Raw genomic sequence first — 19,634 nt, 5'->3', positions numbered from 1 at the left:
TTTCTTCTACTCAGCTCATAATGGGGAAGTTGAGTCCCTTCAGTCCCTTTTTCACCCCTCAAAACCCCTCTGACCTGCGGTGATGACCAGGGACTCAACGCAGGGACCGAAACTCTCTCCGCCCCTTCAGACCCTCTTATCGCTCCATACAGACCCTCAGTCCCTCCACCGGGGCCCCTCACCGACCGCCCGCCGCACCGCCCCCTTGGGTCCCTGCCGCGATCCGGGGAGGGACCCAAGGGACCGACCGAACAGATCCCGTCCGCCGGGGAGTCGAGGCGCGGTCCCCACCCGACAACCCCCTACACTCATTCCGAAAGACAGTCCCTTCAGTCCCTCGCCGAGTGTCACGAAAGATGCTTGACCAGCAGCTTTCGCCTTATTGGGGGTCAGGAGGCTGAAGCCAGACGCAAGCTGACGGACGAGGACCACAACGTGCCGCCCCACGGAGAGACGAGCCCTTCCCCCCGTACCGGGCCGCTCGTGCCCTCGCTCACGCCGCCCCGCCACCCGGTTGCCGGCCCCTGCTTCCCCCCGTCGGCCGGCCCTCGTCCGAAACGGGCCGTTGTCCCCCCGCACATGCGCTGCCCCTGGCACTCTGTCCGCACCGGGAAGATCATTCATGCCGTTCCCGCAGCGGGGACCGCCCGACCGCTCCATCTCGAAGGACGTCCATGAGCAGCAGCGCCGAGGGCCCTCGCTTTGACGCAACTGCCGCCGCTCAGCAGATGCTGGCCCTCGAAACCACCCCGGCCCCAGCGCCGCTCCTCCCTGTCCAGGCCGCTCCCGAGGCCCCCGTCGCCGCGACCGCCTGGGAGGCGGGCGAGATTCCCGCCAGCCTGACCGACCGCGGCAACGCCAAGCTCTTCGTCCGTCTCTACCGTGACCAGTTCCGGCACGTGGAGGGCCTGGGCTGGTACTCCTGGGACGGCTACCGGTGGAAGCGGGCCGGAGGCGAGAAAGCTGCCCTGTGGGCTGCCGGAGAGATGGCGGAGGAGATGCCCGGCAGCGATCCCCGCGGGCTGTTCACCGACCGGGAACTGCACCACCACAAACGCCGCACCCTGTCGACGACCGGTATGAAGGCGCTCCTCACCCAGGCAAAGGCCTCTCCCGACCTCTCCCTCGATCCCGACACCCTCGACGGAGACCCCTACGCCCTGTGCACCCCTGACGGAGTGGTCGACCTCCGCAACGGCCGTATGCGCAAGCCCGACCCCACCCGGGACTTCCACTCCCGCGCCACCAGCGCCTCCCCCCAGGACATCCCCACCCCCCGCTGGCACCGTTTCCTCGAAGACACCTTCGGCAGTGACGCCGAAGGGCGGGAGATGATCGACTTCCTCCACCTCCTTCTCGGCTACTCCATCACCGGTGACGTCGGGGCGCAGGTGCTGCCCTTTCTCCACGGCCAGGGAAAGAACGGCAAATCCGTTCTCCTCGACGTGATGATCCAGATTCTCGGCGACTACGCCGACGCAGCCCCGCCGGGTTTCCTCATGGACCGTGGCGCATACTCCGAACACTCCACCGAGCTCACCGAACTCCACGGCCGCCGCCTCATCGTGTGCAGCGAGCTCAAGCCCAACGACCGCTTCGACGAGGCGCGCGTCCGCCTGCTGACCGGCGGTGACAAGATCAAGGCCCGCCGCATGCGGCAGGACTATTTCTCCTTCACACCCACGCACAAGCTGTGGCTGCTGGGCAACCACCGCCCCGAGGTCTCCACCGGCGGCTTCGCCTTCTGGCGCCGCATCCGCCTCCTGCCCTTCGAACGGATCGTCCCCGACGAACGCAAGATCGACAACCTGGCTGTCGAACTCGTCCAGGACGAGGGCCCCGGGATCCTGCACTGGCTCACCGAAGGGGCCCGCCGCTACCTCGCCACCCGCGACACACTCGCCGGCCCCGACCGGGTCCGCATCGCCACCAGCGCATACGCGAACACCGAGGACCACATCGGCCGCTTCCTCGCCGAGTGCTGCCTCCACGACCCCGAGAACAGCGAGCTACGCGTCGAACAGGGCCTTCTCTACACGTCCTACAGCACCTGGTGCGCACACAGTGAAGGCATCCGCCCCGGGACCGCCCGTGCCTTCGCCACCCGGGTCCGCCAGGAAGTGGGCCTCGCCTCACCTGCCGACATGATCAAATCCAACGGCCGGAAGTTCTACCCCAACCTCGCTCTGGCAGCCGACGAATGAACGTCCTCCGACCGGAGGCACTGCCCTGCGGAAGCGGACCCCATCTACGATGTGAGTGCCCCAGGACGTACCTGCCCGTGCTTTGGCCGAGAACCGGCACCACGGGCGGTCCGCACCACTGCGGCCCACCGCCGCAGACGAACACACATCACGCAGGCACCGCTCCCCACCCGGTGCACGCCGACGAAGGAGAGGTCGCCGCCATGAGCTCGCTACTGACCGACAGCGATCTCGTTCACGAGGCGAAGGTCGTGTGGCTCGAAGATCCCGAGGGACTCGACTACGTCCGCCAGGCCCTGGACAAGACCCCCCGGCGCAAGAACAAGCCGCGCTACGCCCGCGACGGCCGCATGATCGGCTACATCGAACTCGGGGCCGACGCCGAAGCGGACCCGGACAGCGGTCTGTACCGGCGCCGGGTCTTCTTCCTGCTCCCCCATGACCGGGACTCCGACCCCGAAGGCGTCTACCGGCAAGGTGCCCCCGGAGAGGCCGTCGACCCCCGCACCATCGAGCCCAACCGCGTCGGCGAAAAGACCCCCCGCTCCCAGCTGGGCACCTCCTCCACCGTGGCCGCGACCGGCTCCTAGAACCCCGCAGGCTCCTCCCGCCCCCCATACATCAGCACGTTCCGCCGCTCGGCGACTTCGCATCAACTTCCCCTGAAAAAGCGGCAATCAAAGCTTTGCGGTGGTTCGAAACCCAGCCTCTTCCCTACTCTTCGGCCATGACCATCGCCACTGAGCCGATCGGCAGCCTTCCGCGCTCCGCGACACTCCTGCACGCCCTTGCCGCGCATGCCCAGGGAACCCTGGACGCCACGGACCTGGCCAAACAGCAGGAACAGGCCGTCGCGGACACCCTGACACGACTGGAACGAGTCGGCAGCCCCGTCCTCGTGGACGGTGAACAGTCCAAGCCGAGCTTCGCCACCTACCCCGTGACCGGCCTCGACACCCTCTCGCCCGACGGCGCTGTCATCCCCTTCGCAGACGGGCACACCCGGCAGCTCCCCAGCATCACCCAAGGGCCCTTCCGCTACCAGGTGCGGGCCGAAACCTATCTGCGCGCCGCACGGCAGCTCACGGACCGCCCCCTGAAGCAGGCGGTCATCGCACCCTCCGCCCTCAGCCTCCTCTACCCCGCCACTCCCATCGAGGGCTACCCCCGCGAGCAGTTCCTGCGCGACCTCGCCGACGAGGCCGAAGCCGACATCCGAGGCTGCCTGGACGCGGGGGCACACGTGGTCCAGCTCGACTTCACCGAGGGGCGGCTGTCCCTCAAGCTCGACCCCAGCGGCGGCGTCCTCGACGACTTCATCGCCCTCAACAACGAAGTCCTGGGGCGCTTCAGCGCCGAGGAAACCGCCCGCATCGGCGTACACACCTGCCCCGGCGGCGACCAGGACTCCACGCACAGCCTCGACATCGACTACGCCGAACTGCTGCCCAAGCTCTTCCAGCTCAAGGCGGGCAACTTCTATCTCGAACTGGCCGGCGAAGCGGACCCCGAGCGGGTCCTGAGCATCGTCCGTGACCACCTGCCCCCTGCCGCCCGCGTCTTCCTCGGGGTGACCGACCCGATCGACCCAGTGGTCGAGACCCCCGAGCAGGTACGCGACCGCATCCTGCTCGCCGCCCGCTACATCCCCGTCGAGCAACTGGGAACCTGCGACGACTGCGGCTTCTCCCCGTTCGCCGACGACACCTCCACCACACGCGACCTGGCCTTCGCCAAGATCGAGGCCCGTGTTCGGGGCACCGCCCTGGCCGAGGAGGTGCTCGGCCTCTGACCTCGCCCCTCGGGGCTCCCGGTGGTGCGGCGAGGTGACGTCCTGGGGCCGCACCACCGGGCGACCTGCCTAGAAGGGGCCGGAGGGCGGCCGGGACAGCTCACCGGGGGAGGTGCTTGGGCAGACTGGAGGGACGAGGAACTCCCATCACTACGAGGAGAGGCATTCCCATGCCGCGGATTCCCGTCCACACCATCGACACCGCACCCGCAGCCGGCGGAGACATCCTGCGCCGACTGGAGAAGCGGTTCGGGCGAGTGCTCAACATCCACGGGGGAATGGCCCATTCCCCCGTGGTCCTGGAAACCTACGCCGCGATCACCGGAGCCGTCGCCGAACATGGAACGTTCGACGCCCGCACACGCGAGGCGATCGCCCTCGCCGTGGGCGCGGTCGACGCGTGCGCGTACTGCCAGGCGGCGCACACGGTGTCGGCGAAGGTCGCGGGTTTCACGCTGGAGGAGACCGTGGCGATTCGCCGGGGGACGCCCGGCGACGACGTGAAGCTCGAAGCACTGGTCCAGGTGGCCAGGGAGATCGCCGGCGAAGTGGGCGAGGCGTCTGACGCCTCGTGGAACGCGGCCGTGGCACAGGGATGGACGGACACCGAGCTCGCCGAGGTCTTCGTCCACGTGGCCGTGAACCTCTACACCAACTACTTCAACCACTACGCCCGCACCGAGATCGACGTCCCTGGCGTTCCCGACATCGACAGCTGACGCCCCGCACGCACGCCCCCGGACAGGCTCCGGCTGATCACGCGGCCGCCCCTGCCGGTGCCCCGCCCCCGTCGAGCCCCGGGGCGGGGCACCGGCAGGGGCGTCGTCGTCCGGTGCCTTCGGGTATCGTCGGTGCCACGATCGTGCACGACCTGACCCGTATCCACTCCCGCGATCCCCTTACGGATCAGTGGAGTTGACGCCAGGTCAGGGAACTTCCAGTCAGCGAGGACACCGACGGGAGCGCGCGACGCGGCGCCCCTGAGTCAGCGGGGGAGGCTTCATGGGCATGACGGGTGCGCGCCCCAGGGTGCTGGTCGTAGGGGCGGGCCTGGCAGGCACGGCGACCGCGATACGCCTGCTTCATTTCGCGAGAAGACCGCTGGAAGTCGTCCTCCTGGAGCGGCGCGCCGCCTACCGCTCGGCCGGCGTCGCCTATCACCGTGACGGCAACCCCTGGGACCACGTCTTCAATATCCAGGCCGGCAGGATGTCGGTGTTCCGCGAGGACGTGCTCGACTTCATCAACTGGGCCAACCAGGAGGCCGACCGGCGCGACTGGCCCCGGCGCTGGGCTTCGTGGAAGTTCACCGAACAGGGCCCCGCCCCCCGCCGCATCTTCCAGGACTACCTCGACGCCCGACTGGTCGAGGCCGCACGGGAGTCCTGTCCCGGCGTCGTCCTTGTGGAAGCGGACGGGGAGGCGCTCGACGCCCGGTCCCACGACCGCTGCTTCGAGGTGACCGTCAGGGGCCTCACCCCGTACCTGACCGAGGGGCTGCGCCCTGGGCCGCTCCCCGACACGCAGATCCTCGACGCGGACCACGTCGTCCTCGCCACCGGCCTCGAACTCAAGGAACCGCCCTTCGCCGCAGGCGTCGCCGGGCACCCCTCCTTCGTCCGTAACCCCTACTCCGCACCCGGGATCCGCAAACTCGCTCAGCTTCCGCCCGACGCCTCTGTGGCCATCGTCGGATCGGTGCTCAGCGCGTACGACTCGGCGGGCCTGCTGCTGCGCAACGGGCACGTCGGCCGTATCCACCTGATCTCCAGGTCAGGGACGATCTTCCGCACCTACCCCGGCACCCACGAACACGGAGTGGTGCAGCTGCCCCGCCCCGACACCCTGATGCAGCCCTACCGCGGCCGCGAGGAGTTCCTCGCCCGTGTCCGGACCGCCTGGCAGGCCGCCTGCGCGATTGTCAGGGACCAGCATCCCGAGATCGACCCCGTGATCATCTCCGAACGGGTCGCCAAAGCCTGGGAGCCCTACATTCCGGAGGTCATCGACCGCATCCCGAGCGACGACCTGCGCCGGCTGCTGGACGAGTTCGCCACCGGCCTCGCAGCCCTGCGCGTCGGAGCTGTGGAGTACACAATGGCGATCATCGAACGGGCTATGCGCCCCCAGGACGGCCGGGTGGAACTGGTCGTCGGCCGGGTGCAGGAGATATCCCCCGCGGAGTCCGGGCGGCTGACGGTGTCCGTCGTCGCGCAGCACGAGCGACACAGCCTCGAAGCCGACCTCGTGGTGTCCAACTTCGGCAGGGAGTTCGACTACGCCAAGGTCGAGCAGCCCCTCTGGCGCAACCTTCTCCGCAAAGGCATCGCGGTTCCCCATGAGCGCACGGGGCGCGGCGTGGAGGTCGACGAATGCGGAACGTTGCTGAGTTCCGACGGGACACCGGCCGGGCCGATCTCCACCGTCGGCGTTCCCAGAGAGGGGGATGAGATCGTCCGGCACGGCCGGACCGGCGCGTTCGCGTTCAACCTCGCAGCCATCAAGAACCACTCCGTCTCCGTCGCCGCCCACGTCGTCGAACAGCTCGAACTGCGGCAGGACGGCTTCGACGACCTTGCCGTACGGCACCCCCATTACCGGAGCTATGTCAGCAACCCGGAGGAAGCGGTTCAAGACGCACTGGAGCAGTCTGTGGTACTGGAAGTGCGGAGACTGGCCTCCCGGGATCGAAGGAACAGGGAAGCGCTGGAATCCCGGCTGAACGCCCGTATTCGCTCCATGGGCAGCCTCCCCGTACTTCCGGCGGGTGTCCCCCGCGACGACCGCCTGATAAGGGCGGTCGTCAACCGGGTCGCCGTGGAACGGCTCAACGACGTCTCCGTGACACCACGGCAGCTGCGTCGACAACTGGGGTTGGAGAACGCCGAACATCCGGAGGAATAGTTGAACGGGAACGGGCGACGGATCCTGGGATCTCTCCTGGCCGGCGGTACCGAGAGTGTGCTTCGGGGCACCTGCAACCGAACACGAAGTCCGCGCGAGGGGACCATCCTCATCGCCCCTGCCCTCGAAGCCGGGCTGTACGACGCCATAGTGGCAGCACGGGCTGTGGTGTGCGGCTCCGGAGGACTCACCGGTCACATGCAGTCCCTGTGCCGCGGCAGAGGGATCCCCGTACTGCGTGTCGAGGAGGCGGACCTCGCTGACCTCGTCGGCGAGGTGACGCTCTACCTGGAGAGCGCGTCCATCGTCGTCGACGCCCGCCCCAGCCCGCCCCACGCCGGCAAGAACGCGCTGGACGCCATCGGCTCGGCGTGCGCGGTCATCGCGGACCTGCAGGACATCACGACGATCAACTTCTGCGGGCCAGACGCTGCCCGCGTCGAATCCTTCTTCATCCGGGAGGAGTTCCTCTGCCTCGCTCTGGGGCTGAGTCCGCTCGACGCGATGGCTGGCGACGCCGCGGACATCACCGCCTACGGACAAGCCATCGGAGAGCGGCTCTGCTGCTTCGTCGAGGCGCTCCTGCCAGGGCAGCGGCTGGTCCTGCGCATGCTCGATCTGCGCTCCGATCACGCGGCTGACGTCACCGAGACCGCCCCCGTCGCCGTCGAGCCGAACCCTGAGATGGGCATGCACGGAGCCCGCTGGCTCCTGGGCTCCGTCGGGTACCGGGAGGCCCTGCACGCCGTACTGGCGACCCTGCGCAAACGTCTCGGCGACGAGGCGGCCCGGGTGGGGCTCTCGGTGCCGTTCGTCAGCGACGAGAGGGAGTTCGCCCAACTGAGAAGCCATCTCGGGCTGCCCGGCGGCACCCCCCTGTCCGCCTTCGTCGAAACGCCCTCGGCCGTCCACGCCACCACCGCGCTGTGTGCCGCCGGAGCCAGCGAACTGTTCGTCGGACTCAAGGACCTGGTGCAGTTCTATCTGGCAGCCGACCGGGGCAACCACCTGGTCGCTGATTCCTACAGCACCCGCCACCCCGCCGTCCTGGACGGCGTACGCCACGTCGTGGAATCCGCCCGGGCCGCAGGGACACCTGTACGGGTCTTCTCGTTGGCGTCGGACCTCGACCACTACCTCGAACACCTGCCGTCACCCGACGGCTACATGATGTGCACCGCTGAACTGCAGCAACTGCTTTCGTCGTCCGGCTCCCGCTCCACCGGGTGAAAGGACGGAGCCCCCAGTCCCGCAAGTCCTTGGTCCCGTTTTCAGTCCCGCAAGAGAAAACGCTGGTCAGGCGGGTTCTCCACAGAAAGTACGGGACTGACGGGACCCGACACCGCAGTTATCACCGCACCAGGCGTTTTCAACACGCGCGCGCATGAGGAAGAAGCGGTAGTCGCGAGCAGCTGATAACTGTCCAGTCGAGTCCCGTCAGTCCCGTTGTCCTGGAGGAAACATCTCTGACCTTGCCTTTTATCGTGCGGGACCGAAAACGCTCCAGCCTCCGCGGGACCGTGGGTACCCGGCAACCCGCTGTCTGCGGGACTGACGGGACCCTGATCCACCGACACGTTTCCGGGGCTTCCCTGCCTCTGTGACCCCGTGGGCTACGCTCGTCTCGCAAACCCGATGCTTCAGTCCCGTCAGACCCGTTGGTTCTGCCGGGGAACGGCATGAACCGCGACAAGGACGATGCGTTGACCCGCCACCCCCCGACTCCACTGGATCGTCCGGGCGAGGCCGTGCACGCACATGCGATCGCCCGGTGGTGTGCGCGGGCAGGCTGGCCGGTCCACCCCCTCGCCCCGCAGCAGAAGGTTCCGCCGGCGAACTGTCAGGCATGCAAGGAGGACCGGCACCCGCCCGCGCTCTGCCCCTGCAAACAGGCAGGACGCTGGTGCCACGGCTTTCACGCCGCGACCACCGATCCTGAGCGCATCGACGCCTGGTGGCACGCCGGCTCCCGCTTCGGGGTCGGCGTCTCCTGCGGTCCCGCGGACCTGGTCGTTCTCGACGTGGACGCACACGCGGCACACGTACCCGACCGCTCCCGCCTCCTGCCGGGGATCCCCATCGCCCCCCAGGTCAACCTCGCAGGCCTTGCCACAGGCTTCGACACCCTGGCCCTGCTCGCCGCACTCCGCGGCAAGCCGAGCCCTGCCGCGGATACCGGCACCCTGCGGGTGCGGACCCCCTCCGGGGGACTGCACATCTGGTACCGAAACCCCCACCCCGAGACCCGCTATCGGTCCTCGACGGGCTCCAGCCCGAGAACAGCACTGGCCTGGCAGGTCGACGTCCGCTCCGACAACGGCTACATCGTCGCTCCCGCGACCACGACCACCGCGGGCAGCTACCGGCCGCTGGGAACAACCCGCATGCCGGCGCCGCTGCCCCCATGGCTGGCAGCGGAACTCGTACGCACCCACCACGTGCGAACCACGATCCCCCGTCCCACCGCGGACCGCCGCCGTCGGCGCCGCTCTGCAAGAGGAGCCGAACGGCTCCTGACCCCGCTCCTGGACGAGGTGTCCGCATGCGCGGCGACTCCGCAAGGGGCGAGTTTCACCGAGAAACTCAACCGCGCCGCCTACACCGCCGGGGGACTCGTCCAAGGAGGCCACCTCCCCGAGGAAGAAGCGCGCATCCTGCTCCTGGAGGCGGCGCGCACCGCCCGTCCCGCCCAGGAGAGCCGTAACCTCACGATCATCGAGACAGCTCTGTCTGCGGGTGCCCAGCGCCCACTCCACCCCCGAGGACGTTCATGAGCGCCGAGTCCACACGCTTCGACGCGCAAAGGGCCGCAGCGCAGATCCAGCAGCAGACCTTTGCCTGGGATTCGCCCGAGTCGCACGCGAACCTGCCCGCGCAGCAGACCGAGGCTCGCCAACAGCCCGCCCCCGAGCCGCATGGACTGCTGCCCGACTCGTTGACGGACCGGGGAAACGCCAAACTGTTCGCCCGCCTCTACCGCGACCAGTTCCGCTACGTGATCGGCATGGGGTGGCACTCCTGGGACGAGTACCGGTGGAAACTGACCGGCGGCGACGAGGCAGCCGTCTGGGCCGCCGGGGAGATGGCCGAGCAGATCGCCGAACACGACCCGCAGGGAAGATTCACCCCCCGCGAGCTGGCCGCGCACCGGCGGCACTCCGAATCCACCTCAGGACTCAAGGCCCTGCTCTATCAGGCGCAGGCCGCCCCCGGGCTACGCCTGGACCCCGACGTTCTGGACGGCGACATCTACGCCCTGTGCACCCCAGCCGGTGTCGTCGACCTGAGAAGCGGAACGCTGCGCAAGTCCGACCCGCTCACGGACATGCACTCGCGGGCCACCTTCGTCGCACCACATCACATGCCCATTCCGCGCTGGGACAGCTTCCTGCGCGACACCTTCGGCGAAGACACCAAAGGCAGGGAAACCACCCACTTCCTGCACCTCCTCCTCGGCTATTCCATCACCGGCGACGTCGGGGCCCAGGTCCTGCCCTTCCTTTACGGCTCCGGAGCCAACGGCAAGTCCGTACTGCTGGAGGTGATGATGCAGATCCTGGGCGACTACGCCAACGCGGCACCGCCCGGCTTCCTCATGGAGAAGGGCAAGTTCACCGAGCACTCCACCGAACTGACCGAACTCCACGGCCGGCGCATCGTGGTGTGCAGCGAGCTCAAGCCCAACGACAGGTTCAACGAATCCCGCGTCAAGCTGCTCACCGGCGGCGACACCATCACCGCCCGCCGGATGCGACAGAACTTCTTCACCTTCACCCCCACGCACAAGCTGTGGCTGCTGGGCAACCACCGCCCCGAAGTCGGCACCGGCGGCTACGCCTTCTGGCGCCGCATGAGGATCATCCCCTTCGAGCGGAGCGTCCCCGACGAACGGAAGATCGACAACCTGGCCGCCGAACTCGTCCGCGACGAGGGCCCGGGCATCCTCCACTGGCTGATCGAGGGAGCCGGACGCTACCTGACGACCCGAGATCCGCTCACCGGACCGGCCTCCGTGCGGCTGGCGACCGCCGCCTACGAGACCACCGAAGACCACGTGGGCCGCTTCATCACCGAGTGCTGCACCAAGGGCGAGGGCGGACGCCCCAACCCGGAACTGCGCGTCGAACAGAAACTGCTGTACGAGACCTACGGCCGGTGGTGCTCGGAGGAAGGCATCCGGCCCTCCACCAGCCGCGCCTTCGCCAGCCGCATCCGCCAGGAACTCGGCCTGTCCTCACCCGCAGAAATGATCAAAAACAACGTCAAGAAGCTCTACCCCGGCATCGCCCTGCTCCACAACGGAAACTCCGACGGCCCGAGCGGGACGCCATGAGGACCTTCCGCACCCGGGAGGGGCGCACGCCCCGACCGTACGATGGACAGTGCCGGCCGTCCCACATCGCCCCGCCAGCCGGCAAGACGAACAGCACGAAAGCCCCAACCCCAGGCCGGTGCCCGGCTGCCAAGACCCAGGAGGCCTGATGAGCGCGATTCCGCAGGAAGGCGATCTCGTCCAGGAAGCCGAGGTCGTCTGGCTGGAGGACACCGAAGACCTCGACTACGTCCGCCAAGCCCTGGACAAGGTCGGCACCCGCAAAGGCAAACCCCGGTACGAGCGCGACGGACGGATGATCGGCTACACCAACCTGACGCCCACCGCGCCACGCAGCCCCGACAGCGGCCTCTTCGCGCGCCGTACGTTCTACCTGTTGCCGCACGACCGCCCCAACCAGCCCGATGACCCCGAGTGCCCCTACCGGGTGGGCTCCCCCCTGGAAGCCGTCGACCCCCGAACCGTCGCGGCGGGAAAGGTCGGAGCCAAGACCCCTCGTTCACAGGCTTCGGGGGAGATAGTGTCCGCCCGCTCCTAGAGGGGCGGCCCGGATGAGACCCCGCCGTCGCGGGACCCTGGTACGGAGCCTACGACTACTGCACCGGCGTCGGCTTCGCCGCGTAACTACAGACCAGGGGCGGTCCGGGGACCTAGGGCGTGTCCGCAATGTCGTTTGGTCGTTGGGCCGTTCGTGGTGCGTCGTCATGAAGTGACTGATCAAGCGTGGGAAGTGGTCGGGCCGTTGCTGGCTCCGCCTCGGATGGGTCGTCCGGTGCGGGACCGGCGGCAGGTCCTCAACGGGATCCTGTGGAAGCTGTCCACGGGGGCGGCCTGGCGGGATCTGCCGGATCGGTACGGGCCGTGGAAGACAGTCTACGAACGGTTCCGTCGCTGGTCGGCGGACGGGACGTGGGACCGGCTCCTGGCTCATGTCCAGCAGCACTCGGATGCGGTCGGGAAGGTCGACTGGTCGATCGTCTGCGTCGACTCGACGATCGTGCGGGCCCACCAGCACGCGGCCGGGGCCCGAAAAGGGGGCCCTGCACCGGCGAGGCACTGGGCCGGTCCCGCGGCGGGCTGAGCACGAAGATCCACCTCGCCTGCGACGGGCAGGGCCGACCGCTCGCCTTCACGATCACAGGCGGAAACGTCAACGACTGCACGCAGTTCGAGCCGGTCATGGCCCGCATCGCCATCAAGCGGGACGGGCCCGGCCGGCCCCGCACCCGGCCCGACCGGGTAGCCGGCGACAAGGGCTACTCCTCCCGAAAGATCCGGGCCTACCTGCGCAGACGCGGCATCGCCTGCACCATCCCCGAACGCACCGACCAGATCAGCGGCCGCCGACGACGCGGCGAGACCCCCTGCCGCCTCGACCGCACCGCCTACCGACGCCGCAACGTCGTCGAACGCTGCTTCAACAAGCTCAAGCAGAACAAAGCCCTCGCCACCCGCTACGACAAACGCGCCCGCCACTACCAAGCTCTCGTCACCATCGCCTGCCTACGACTCTGGCTCCCCGCGGACATTGCGGACACCCCCTAGGCCCCACGGTTTTTGCCCTGCTGCTTCCGTGCTGGCGATGATCCAGGAGGGCCACGCCTGGACCCCGGTGTCGCCGCCCGGGAGAAGGTGGTACACGCGCCACAGCCCAGTCCCGTCAGGGGCGGTGGCGAGGGCAGCGCCATCCTGGGCAAAGGCCACCCCGCTCTGTGCGGCATCGAACATGGTCCGCCTGGACCCGTCGAAGGCAGACACCGCTTCCACCCGCGCAGGCGCACCGGAAGCCGGCTCCGGGTCGCCCAGCACGAGGTGGTCCCCAACAACGGCGCGCAGCCGGTAGGGGCCGGCGTCACCGAGTGCGGGAGGCTCGGCACCCGGGGCGGAGCCGACGCGCACCACAGTCAGTGTGTGATTCGGTCCCTCGTCGGTGGCGAACCACCGGTCGTTGTAGAAGATCTGGGCGCTGGCCGACAGCCCGGTGGCATACGGGGAGAAGGAGTAAGTGGCAAGGTCGACGAGCCCTGCCGTCGCCACGCCCTGATACTTGTAGGCAACGGCCGCATACCGCACGGAGCCGCCCGGCCGGACCAGGTACACGGTGGCCCCCGAAGGTATTCCCGCCACCACCCGCCCCCCGATGGCGTTCTCGACCGGCAGCAGGGCAGAGGCACGCCACACGCGCAGCTGGCCCCCGCCGCTGTTCCCGCCCGCCAGGACACTCCACCCGCTGGCAGCGCGGAAGGTCTGCCCCTTGGGCAGCGCGAACCGGGTCGCGTCTCCACTGGACCGGTGGACCTGGGAAACGATGGTGACATCGCCCTGGTTCGTCACGCTGCTTCGCACGTCCGCACCGCTTGACAGATCGCTCGGCTGCGCACTGGAAAGTGGAGGTTCAATGTTCTGGTAGAAGCCGGCCTGCGTAGTCGCCCCACCGCCGAGGCTGAAATCGAAGCTGTGCGAACCGGCCCACAGGTATGACACCGAAGGCACCTCCGCCGCGACCTGGACGCCCGGACCGGGATGATCGTCGGCTGATGCCCCGGGTACGGCGCCGAAAACGGCACCCGCGGCGAGGACGAGTGCGGCGAGAGCCTTGGGAGATCTTCGCGAGGGGATCACAATTCCTCCGGTCGGTGTCGCCTGCAGGCACCCAGCGGTATTCCGAAGCCACTCAACCACACGCACCGGGAGAGCGGTACGTACAGAATCAGCACAACGACCCTCACTGTCCGAAGGACCAAGTCCGCTGATCGCGTGCGTACTTGCTGAGGTGTGGGATCTCGATCCGGCGCGACACGATCGTCGCCATCGAGGCCCCGTCAGCTGGACGGTCGCTGCGCTGAGCGGCGTATCCGCAGGCAGTTGTGGCTGACCTCCTACGCGCCGACCCATTCCAGTCCCAACCCGGCGAGCCGCTGGTACCCAGGGGCGGTCTTTCTGATCAGTGAGTGGTGGGCTGGCCTGGGCCGATCAGTTTGGTGTGGGTGGCGATGGTGCTCCGGGTCGAGCTCTCACCGCCAGGGGGCGGGGGACCCGGTTTCAGTTCTCTGAGCTGAGCTGCTGTTTCATCGGGTGGAGCGGGTGCTGGTCAGGTGTAGTCATGTTCCGGGTGTGTTGCTCAGATTCGTTGAGTGCTGTTATGCGGTAATCCAGTACAGGGCGGTGTCGTTGTCGCGGGCGGTCCAGTTGCGGATGGGGTCTGGAGCGGCGGTCAGGAGCTGGTCGATCGCTTCTATGTAGCGGCTGTAGCGTCCGGGTGCGTGGCTGAGGTTGATGCCAAGGGCGTGCAGTCCGTCGTGGGCGCGGCGGTCGTAGGCAGCCATGCGGTCCGGTGCGGCTGCTGTGAGGACGGCGGAGGCAAGGGCGTCACCAGTACGGAAACCAGGTGGTGAGGCCAGGGCTGCTCGGTCGGCTCGCGCTGCCGAGCGGCGGCTGAGAGAGGTGTCCCGGGCGGCGGCCGTGGCCGCAGCGGTTGCGCGGCGCACGTCGGAGTCCGCGAGCGCCATGAGTTCAGCGGTCGGCGCGCGCCGCGCCCCTTGACCAAGCACCCTGACGTGCGTGTTTTCCCCTCAGAGTGAACCGGTGGGGGCAAGTCGCCCCACTCACCACGTCCGCTCACCACGCTGCCTGTGCCGGCTACTCACCACGACGGACTGGTGGTGGTGAGTGGCCGTTGTGAGTGGGCGAGTTCGTGGCATCGGGTGGGTGTCAGCGGGACAGGGCGCTGGGTGCCTGGTCATGGGGCCAGCTGTCGGCATGTTCGCTGTCATGAGGTGGCCAAGTGGCTGTTGCCCTCCGCCTGGCAAGCGGTTGATCGGCTGCCGTGGGAGCGGCCACTCACACCCCCGCTGCTCCGGCGGGCCCCGGGCAGCCGCCCGAGGCCCGCACGTGGCCGTACGCCACCCAAGGGGCGCAATAGGATCCGAAGAGCGCGGCTCCGTTGTGGCTGAGCTGGAGATTTATCCCGTAGGAGCCTTCGGTGCTTGGCTCGCATACTGGTCTGATGAGTTCGATCTCCGCACACCATCGGTTCCGGGACCCGCGCAGCACGAAGTACGACTTTCTCGCATCGGTCGTCGTGTGCTGTCCCGGCTGCGAGAAGGTCGCGCACGTCGTGGCAGGTCCGGAGTCGGCCGGGGTGCGCGATCCGGACCTCTTCGCACCAAGGCGTCTCGTCTGTCGGAATTGCGGGACGGCGAAGGAATGGAGCCGTGGGGGTGTGGCCTTGCACCGGGATCGGGACGAGCCGGCCACGGACCCATACTTCGGCGTCCGTCTGTGGCTGCAGACCGAGACCCGGCACGGGTGGGTATGGGCCTACAACCTGGAACACCTGGACCTGCTCAGGCGGTTCGTTCAGGCGCCGCTGCGTGAAGGGATCCCCTGGCACGACCACGGCCGGAAGATGACCGTGGTGGCCCGCCTGCCCGCATGGATGCAGCAGGCCAAGAACCGCGACAAGGTGCTGCGGGCCATCGCCCGCATCCACGCCTCACTGCGCCACGCCTGATCCGGCTTCCTCAGAGAACACCGCGTCCCGCGCACGCATCACCGCCCTCGAAGAAGACCTGATTGCTGCCCGGACCAGCCTGCGCCGGATGATCCGCACCGAGAACACGGCTCGCTGAACGTCACCCGCGGCGGTTATGCCCATTCGATGCCGAGCTCCCGGAGGGCGTTGAGCTGTTCCTGGGTGAGTTTGTCGCGGCGGGTTTTCGTGTTGGAGATCCATACGCCGAGCTTGACGACCACTTGCTCAGTCTCGCCGTCGATCGAGATCTCCTCGGCGTGACCCCTCGGCACAGGCCGTTGGCCTTCCCGTTCGATCCACTGTGTGAGGGCTGTGAGGCCGCGTTGGAAGGCTTGCTGTGCCTTGCTCGGGCCCTTCTTCGTCGCACGCGCGCCGACCGGGGCGGGAGGCGGGGCCTGGGCAGGTTCCACGCCCAGCTTCGACAGCCGTTCCTGCTGATCGGTCGACAGCTGCGCCCACGTGCCTGGGTTCTTCTGCCGCTTGAGCCATCGTCCGATGTCGTCGCCGTCGAAGGTGACGCCGGGGACGATGTGGGGCAGGTGTCCGTCGGCGTCGACCAGGTCCGCGAGTACGCGGTGGTGGCGTTGCCAGTCGAGTGGCCAGGGGCAGTTCCAGTCCGGGTCGATCTCCGCCAGCTGCTCCGCGCGCGCAGTGGCCCGCTCCGCATCCTTCCCGAGCCCGCCCTTGCGGCGGAGGTTGGCGAGGAGCTGTCCGACAGCTAGCTGCTCCCCGTCTGCCGCGCCTTCGCCCCAGAGGGCGTCTTGTCGGGGTGCGAGGTGCCCGTGTGCCTGGTGGTAGGAGCGGAGTGCGGCGAGCTTTTTCTCCCATGCTTCGTCGCCGGGTTCCCACACCATCCCGGCGTCGTCGAGGAGGTCTTTGCGGTGAGGATCGAGCTCTCCGGCCCGCAATGATTTCCGCTGCTGGTGCACCCATCGCCCCAGCGGAAACGCCTTCGTCGTGCCGGCCTTGGTCTCGACGTCATAAGGCACGGCATACAGGCCGGTGATCCCGTTCTCGGCACGCCACCGGACCAAGGCCTGGTAGCCCTCCAGCCAGACGAAGGACTGGGGGCGGATGACGCGGCAGCGGGTGAGGGCGGCGATGTCGGCGGCGTCGCGGGGGGAGGCGAAGTTGACCACGATGGAGGTGACCCGGTCGACCTCCTGCTGCGCCTCGCCGGCCTCCGCGGGCATGTCCCCGTCCTCCGGACCGGCCGCGGTGGCGGGGGAGGGGTGGACGTGGATGCGCCGCCGTACAGCGCTGCCGCGAGTGAGGGCGTTGGAGGCGAGCTGGTCGACCATGCGTTCGGAGTGCGAGCGCAGGGCCTGGAGGATGTCGACCAGGGGCTGGTAGCTGGCCGAGGCGACCATGTCTTTCGGGTCCTCCCCGGGCTGGAGGAAGACGGGGATGATGATCCGCGCAGTCTTCACACTGCGGTCGGGATTCGGGCGCAGGGCGCGTCCGATGTTCTGGACGATGTCGACCTGGGAGCTGCGTGAGCCGACGATGCACACGGCCTCGACCCCGCGCAGTCCGGTGATGTCGACCCCGACTCCGAGGGCGCGTACCGAGGAGAGGAACGCCCGGTGCACCCGCCGGCTGTCGGCGTCGATGCCGTTGGCGAACTGGTGGATTACTTCACGCCGGTGCGCGATGGGATGGTCCCCGCACAGCCAGTCCGCCCACACCCGCTCCGGCGGCACGTGACGGCCTTCCTCGAGCTCGTACAGCTCTGCGTCGATCGACGACGCGGGTAGCTCCGCGGCCTCGGCCAGCGCCGCCGCGGAGGCCTCAGAGGCGTACAGCTCGGCGGCGGTCGCCGGCATCTGCTCGGCGAACGCTGCGGCTTCCTCGACCCGCTGGTGGAACACCATGGTGGTGTGCAGATTCCGCTGCGTCGCATGCTCCAGCAGCGCCGCCTGCAACAAAGCCATACGCCGGCCGCGCAGCGCCTCCTCCGACAGCCCTAGAATCGGGTCGGGGTCGCGGATTTCCAGCACGTCGATTTCGAACCCCGCGAGGATCGAGCGTTCCACCGCCTCCGCCAGACCGAGATCGAAAATCCGGGTGCCGTAGGTGCGGGAGTCGTCCTCCATCGACGCGATCACCACCTCCCGCCCGTCCCGCCCGCGCTGCGGCCGGGGCGCGGCGAGGATCCGCGGCGTAGCGGTCAGGTAGAGCCGGAAGCCGACAGGGATCCGGCTGTTGTCATGGATCGCCGCCCACGGCCGCCCCAAATCCCCGGCCGTCATGTGCCCCTCATCCAGAATGGCCAGGTCAAACGGAGCCATCCGCTGCCCGTACAACCGATCCCCGCCCGCCAGAGCCGACTCCAACGGCCCAGGAACAGTCCCACGACCAGAGACATCGACCGGGTCCTCACGGTCCACGAGAGAGGCGTACGTAGCGAACACGACCACCGGCCCGGTCCCGGCCCACAGGGCGAGCTGGATCGGATTGGTCGTGGTGCGCACCCCGAGCTGCTCCAGGACCTCGTCCCTGTCCACCGAGCAGACCGCGACCATCGGCGCACTGTGCCCGACCCGCCGCCAGGACTGGGCACTCTGCACGATCAGGTCCAGCGTGGGCACCATCACCAGAATCCGCCCGCCCGGGAAGTACTCCAGAGCGCACGCAGCGGTGGTGATCGTCTTACCGGACCCGGTCGCGGACACCCCCATGGCACGCGCCCCCTCCGGAGGCACAAAAGATCTTGCAGGAAATCCAACCCAGTCACGAAAGCGCAATTTCTGGTCGACCTGGTGTTCCTTGAGCGGAACCAAAAGCATTTCCAAGCCCTCCCCGATTCCTATTCCTGTGGTCCTTCGATGGCCGCGTGCGGAATGCAGGCCGCACCCGAGCCGTTCCAGATCCACGCACCCGCCCTGTGCCAGCCGGGCTTTCCGTCCTTGAAGGGCGGTCGGCCGTCCGGGTCGTAGCGCCCGACACCGAGCATGCAGAGGATCCAGTCCTCGTCGCTGTTCACCCTCCGCGCCGCACACAGACCGCCGACCACGCCCAGCACCTCCCACCCGGAGCCGCGCCATGATGCACGGATAGGCGCGCGGCAGCACGGACTCCCGGACGAACCCCACCGGCCGCCGCACCGTGGCCATCCCCGGCCCGCGATACCTCCAGGGCCTCGCTCACCGCCATCACGCCTTCGTCCCAGCCGTCCGCGAACAGCACACCCCGAGGAGCCGGCGCCATGCCGCCCAGCTCCACCACCTCGCCCTGCGCCCCCGCGACCGCCCCGGCCTCCAGGTCGTCCGCCTCGCTCGCGGGCACGCCCTGCGCCTCCAGGAGCGCGAACAGTCTCAACCGGGCGTTCACACCCGCCGTCTGGTACTGCGTCACCCGGCGCATCGAATCGCTGCTCAGCGCGGGATCTGGTCCGGTAGATTCGCGGTGACCGGCCATCTGGCCATCCTCTCGGAACTTGGGATATTCCCGAGCGACTGCCAGGTATCCCATATTTCCGCCAACGGTACATGCTGCATCTATCTGAGGCAGCCACTGCACTAGAACCCGACACGAACGAGGGACCCCCCACCCCTCGTAGCTAGCCCGGCCCGCGGCAGCGGGCCCAACGGTTCTGGAGGCGCAGCCGGAAGGACCGTTGGGCGAGGGAGCGCAGCGGACTCGCCCCAAGCAGGCGAAGCGAAGCGAAGGCCTGCTAAGCGCAGGCGAAGCCTGCGCCGGTCCGGGAGCGCAGCGGATGGACCGTCACCTCCGAAGCGCAGCACAGGAGGTGCGTGACCCGCGCAGCGGGTCACCAGCGCTTCCGCGGAGCGGAAGCGCAACCACCGCGCGCAGCGCGGTGGTTCGCTTGCACATCGCGCAGCGATGTGGTACCCGCTCCGCGGG

General features: G+C 68.4%; 14 protein-coding genes and 1 pseudogene. 11 read left to right on the top strand and 4 right to left on the bottom strand.

The genetic code is table 11. The features are described 5' to 3' along the window. The first annotated feature begins 674 nt into the window (after positions 1 to 674). From WQO_RS33730 to WQO_RS35485, 10 genes and pseudogenes are all read left to right on the top strand, one after another. Positions 675 to 2,204, top strand: a complete 1,530-nt coding sequence (locus WQO_RS33730) for a DNA primase family protein (RefSeq protein ID WP_029181875.1) — start codon at positions 675 to 677, stop codon at positions 2,202 to 2,204. Positions 2,205 to 2,407: 203 nt separating this feature from the next. Then, positions 2,408 to 2,794, top strand: coding sequence for a DUF6009 family protein (locus WQO_RS33725; RefSeq protein ID WP_010056251.1), 387 nt, complete (start codon positions 2,408 to 2,410; stop codon positions 2,792 to 2,794). 137 nt (positions 2,795 to 2,931) lie between these two features. Beyond that, the gene (locus tag WQO_RS33720; RefSeq protein WP_010056249.1) at positions 2,932 to 3,996 is read left to right on the top strand and encodes a cobalamin-independent methionine synthase II family protein; all 1,065 of its coding nucleotides are present in this window, start codon (positions 2,932 to 2,934) and stop codon (positions 3,994 to 3,996) included. 170 nt (positions 3,997 to 4,166) lie between these two features. Further along, positions 4,167 to 4,715: a carboxymuconolactone decarboxylase family protein gene (locus tag WQO_RS33715; protein WP_010056247.1), complete on the top strand. Its 549-nt coding sequence runs from the start codon at positions 4,167 to 4,169 to the stop codon at positions 4,713 to 4,715. A 283-nt stretch (positions 4,716 to 4,998) separates the two neighbouring features. Beyond that, on the top strand, positions 4,999 to 6,900 hold the full coding sequence (locus WQO_RS33710) for an FAD/NAD(P)-binding protein (protein WP_010056246.1): 1,902 nt from the start codon (positions 4,999 to 5,001) through the stop codon (positions 6,898 to 6,900). Beyond that, positions 6,901 to 8,130, top strand: a complete 1,230-nt coding sequence (locus WQO_RS33705) for a putative PEP-binding protein (RefSeq protein WP_029181874.1) — start codon at positions 6,901 to 6,903, stop codon at positions 8,128 to 8,130. A gap of 533 nt (positions 8,131 to 8,663) precedes the next feature. Next, positions 8,664 to 9,674, top strand: a complete 1,011-nt coding sequence (locus tag WQO_RS33700; RefSeq protein WP_029181873.1) for a bifunctional DNA primase/polymerase — start codon at positions 8,664 to 8,666, stop codon at positions 9,672 to 9,674. Continuing rightward, positions 9,671 to 11,233 carry a DNA primase family protein gene (locus WQO_RS33695; protein WP_058954232.1) on the top strand — a complete coding sequence of 521 codons (1,563 nt, stop codon included), beginning with the start codon at positions 9,671 to 9,673 and terminating at the stop codon, positions 11,231 to 11,233. Before WQO_RS33700 ends, WQO_RS33695 begins: the two co-directional genes overlap by 4 nt. 148 nt (positions 11,234 to 11,381) lie before the next feature. Continuing rightward, positions 11,382 to 11,771 carry a DUF6009 family protein gene (locus WQO_RS33690; RefSeq protein ID WP_010056240.1) on the top strand — a complete coding sequence of 130 codons (390 nt, stop codon included), beginning with the start codon at positions 11,382 to 11,384 and terminating at the stop codon, positions 11,769 to 11,771. A gap of 156 nt (positions 11,772 to 11,927) precedes the next feature. Continuing rightward, positions 11,928 to 12,778 (top strand): annotated as a pseudogene (locus WQO_RS35485) (IS5 family transposase). Here the strand turns inward: WQO_RS35485 and WQO_RS33675 are convergent. Both WQO_RS33675 and WQO_RS35880 read right to left on the bottom strand, forming a co-directional pair. After that, on the bottom strand, positions 12,737 to 13,717 hold the full coding sequence (locus WQO_RS33675) for a hypothetical protein (protein ID WP_058954231.1): 981 nt from the start codon (positions 13,715 to 13,717) through the stop codon (positions 12,737 to 12,739). The pseudogene WQO_RS35485 and the gene WQO_RS33675 sit on opposite strands and share 42 nt — an antisense overlap. 656 nt (positions 13,718 to 14,373) lie before the next feature. Further along, complete coding sequence (locus tag WQO_RS35880) at positions 14,374 to 14,721, bottom strand: hypothetical protein (protein ID WP_237274239.1); 348 nt, start codon at positions 14,719 to 14,721, stop codon at positions 14,374 to 14,376. 518 nt (positions 14,722 to 15,239) lie between these two features. Between WQO_RS35880 and WQO_RS33665 the strand changes: the two genes are divergently transcribed. Then, positions 15,240 to 15,746 carry a hypothetical protein gene (locus WQO_RS33665; protein ID WP_058954230.1) on the top strand — a complete coding sequence of 169 codons (507 nt, stop codon included), beginning with the start codon at positions 15,240 to 15,242 and terminating at the stop codon, positions 15,744 to 15,746. Positions 15,747 to 15,880: 134 nt separating this feature from the next. Here the strand turns inward: WQO_RS33665 and WQO_RS33660 are convergent, their stop codons facing one another. Beyond that, on the bottom strand, positions 15,881 to 18,556 hold the full coding sequence (locus WQO_RS33660; protein ID WP_193407326.1) for a DEAD/DEAH box helicase: 2,676 nt from the start codon (positions 18,554 to 18,556) through the stop codon (positions 15,881 to 15,883). Between the two features lie 193 nt (positions 18,557 to 18,749). Further along, on the bottom strand, positions 18,750 to 19,124 hold the full coding sequence (locus WQO_RS36270) for a hypothetical protein (protein WP_162493211.1): 375 nt from the start codon (positions 19,122 to 19,124) through the stop codon (positions 18,750 to 18,752). Between the last annotated feature and the right edge of the window lie 510 nt (positions 19,125 to 19,634).

It is taken from the genome of Streptomyces globisporus C-1027, assembly GCF_000261345.2.
In the GTDB taxonomy this organism is placed as follows: Bacteria; Actinomycetota; Actinomycetes; order Streptomycetales; family Streptomycetaceae; genus Streptomyces; species Streptomyces pakalii.
Note: the sequence above shows the minus strand (reverse complement) of the source record. Positions and strands in the feature narration are given on the sequence as shown.

Excerpts from the sequence above, each read along its gene's own strand:
- WQO_RS33690 (WP_010056240.1), top strand. The coding sequence starts at position 11,382 with ATGAGCGCGATTCCGCAGGAAGGCGATCTCGTCCAGGAAGCCGAGGTC.
- WQO_RS33660 (WP_193407326.1), bottom strand. The coding sequence starts at position 18,556 with ATGCTTTTGGTTCCGCTCAAGGAACACCAGGTCGACCAGAAATTGCGC.
- WQO_RS33725 (WP_010056251.1), top strand. The coding sequence starts at position 2,408 with ATGAGCTCGCTACTGACCGACAGCGATCTCGTTCACGAGGCGAAGGTC.
- WQO_RS33715 (WP_010056247.1), top strand. The coding sequence starts at position 4,167 with ATGCCGCGGATTCCCGTCCACACCATCGACACCGCACCCGCAGCCGGC.
- WQO_RS33730 (WP_029181875.1), top strand. The coding sequence starts at position 675 with ATGAGCAGCAGCGCCGAGGGCCCTCGCTTTGACGCAACTGCCGCCGCT.
- WQO_RS33710 (WP_010056246.1), top strand. The coding sequence starts at position 4,999 with ATGGGCATGACGGGTGCGCGCCCCAGGGTGCTGGTCGTAGGGGCGGGC.
- WQO_RS33720 (WP_010056249.1), top strand. The coding sequence starts at position 2,932 with ATGACCATCGCCACTGAGCCGATCGGCAGCCTTCCGCGCTCCGCGACA.
- WQO_RS33665 (WP_058954230.1), top strand. The coding sequence starts at position 15,240 with ATGAGTTCGATCTCCGCACACCATCGGTTCCGGGACCCGCGCAGCACG.
- WQO_RS33695 (WP_058954232.1), top strand. The coding sequence starts at position 9,671 with ATGAGCGCCGAGTCCACACGCTTCGACGCGCAAAGGGCCGCAGCGCAG.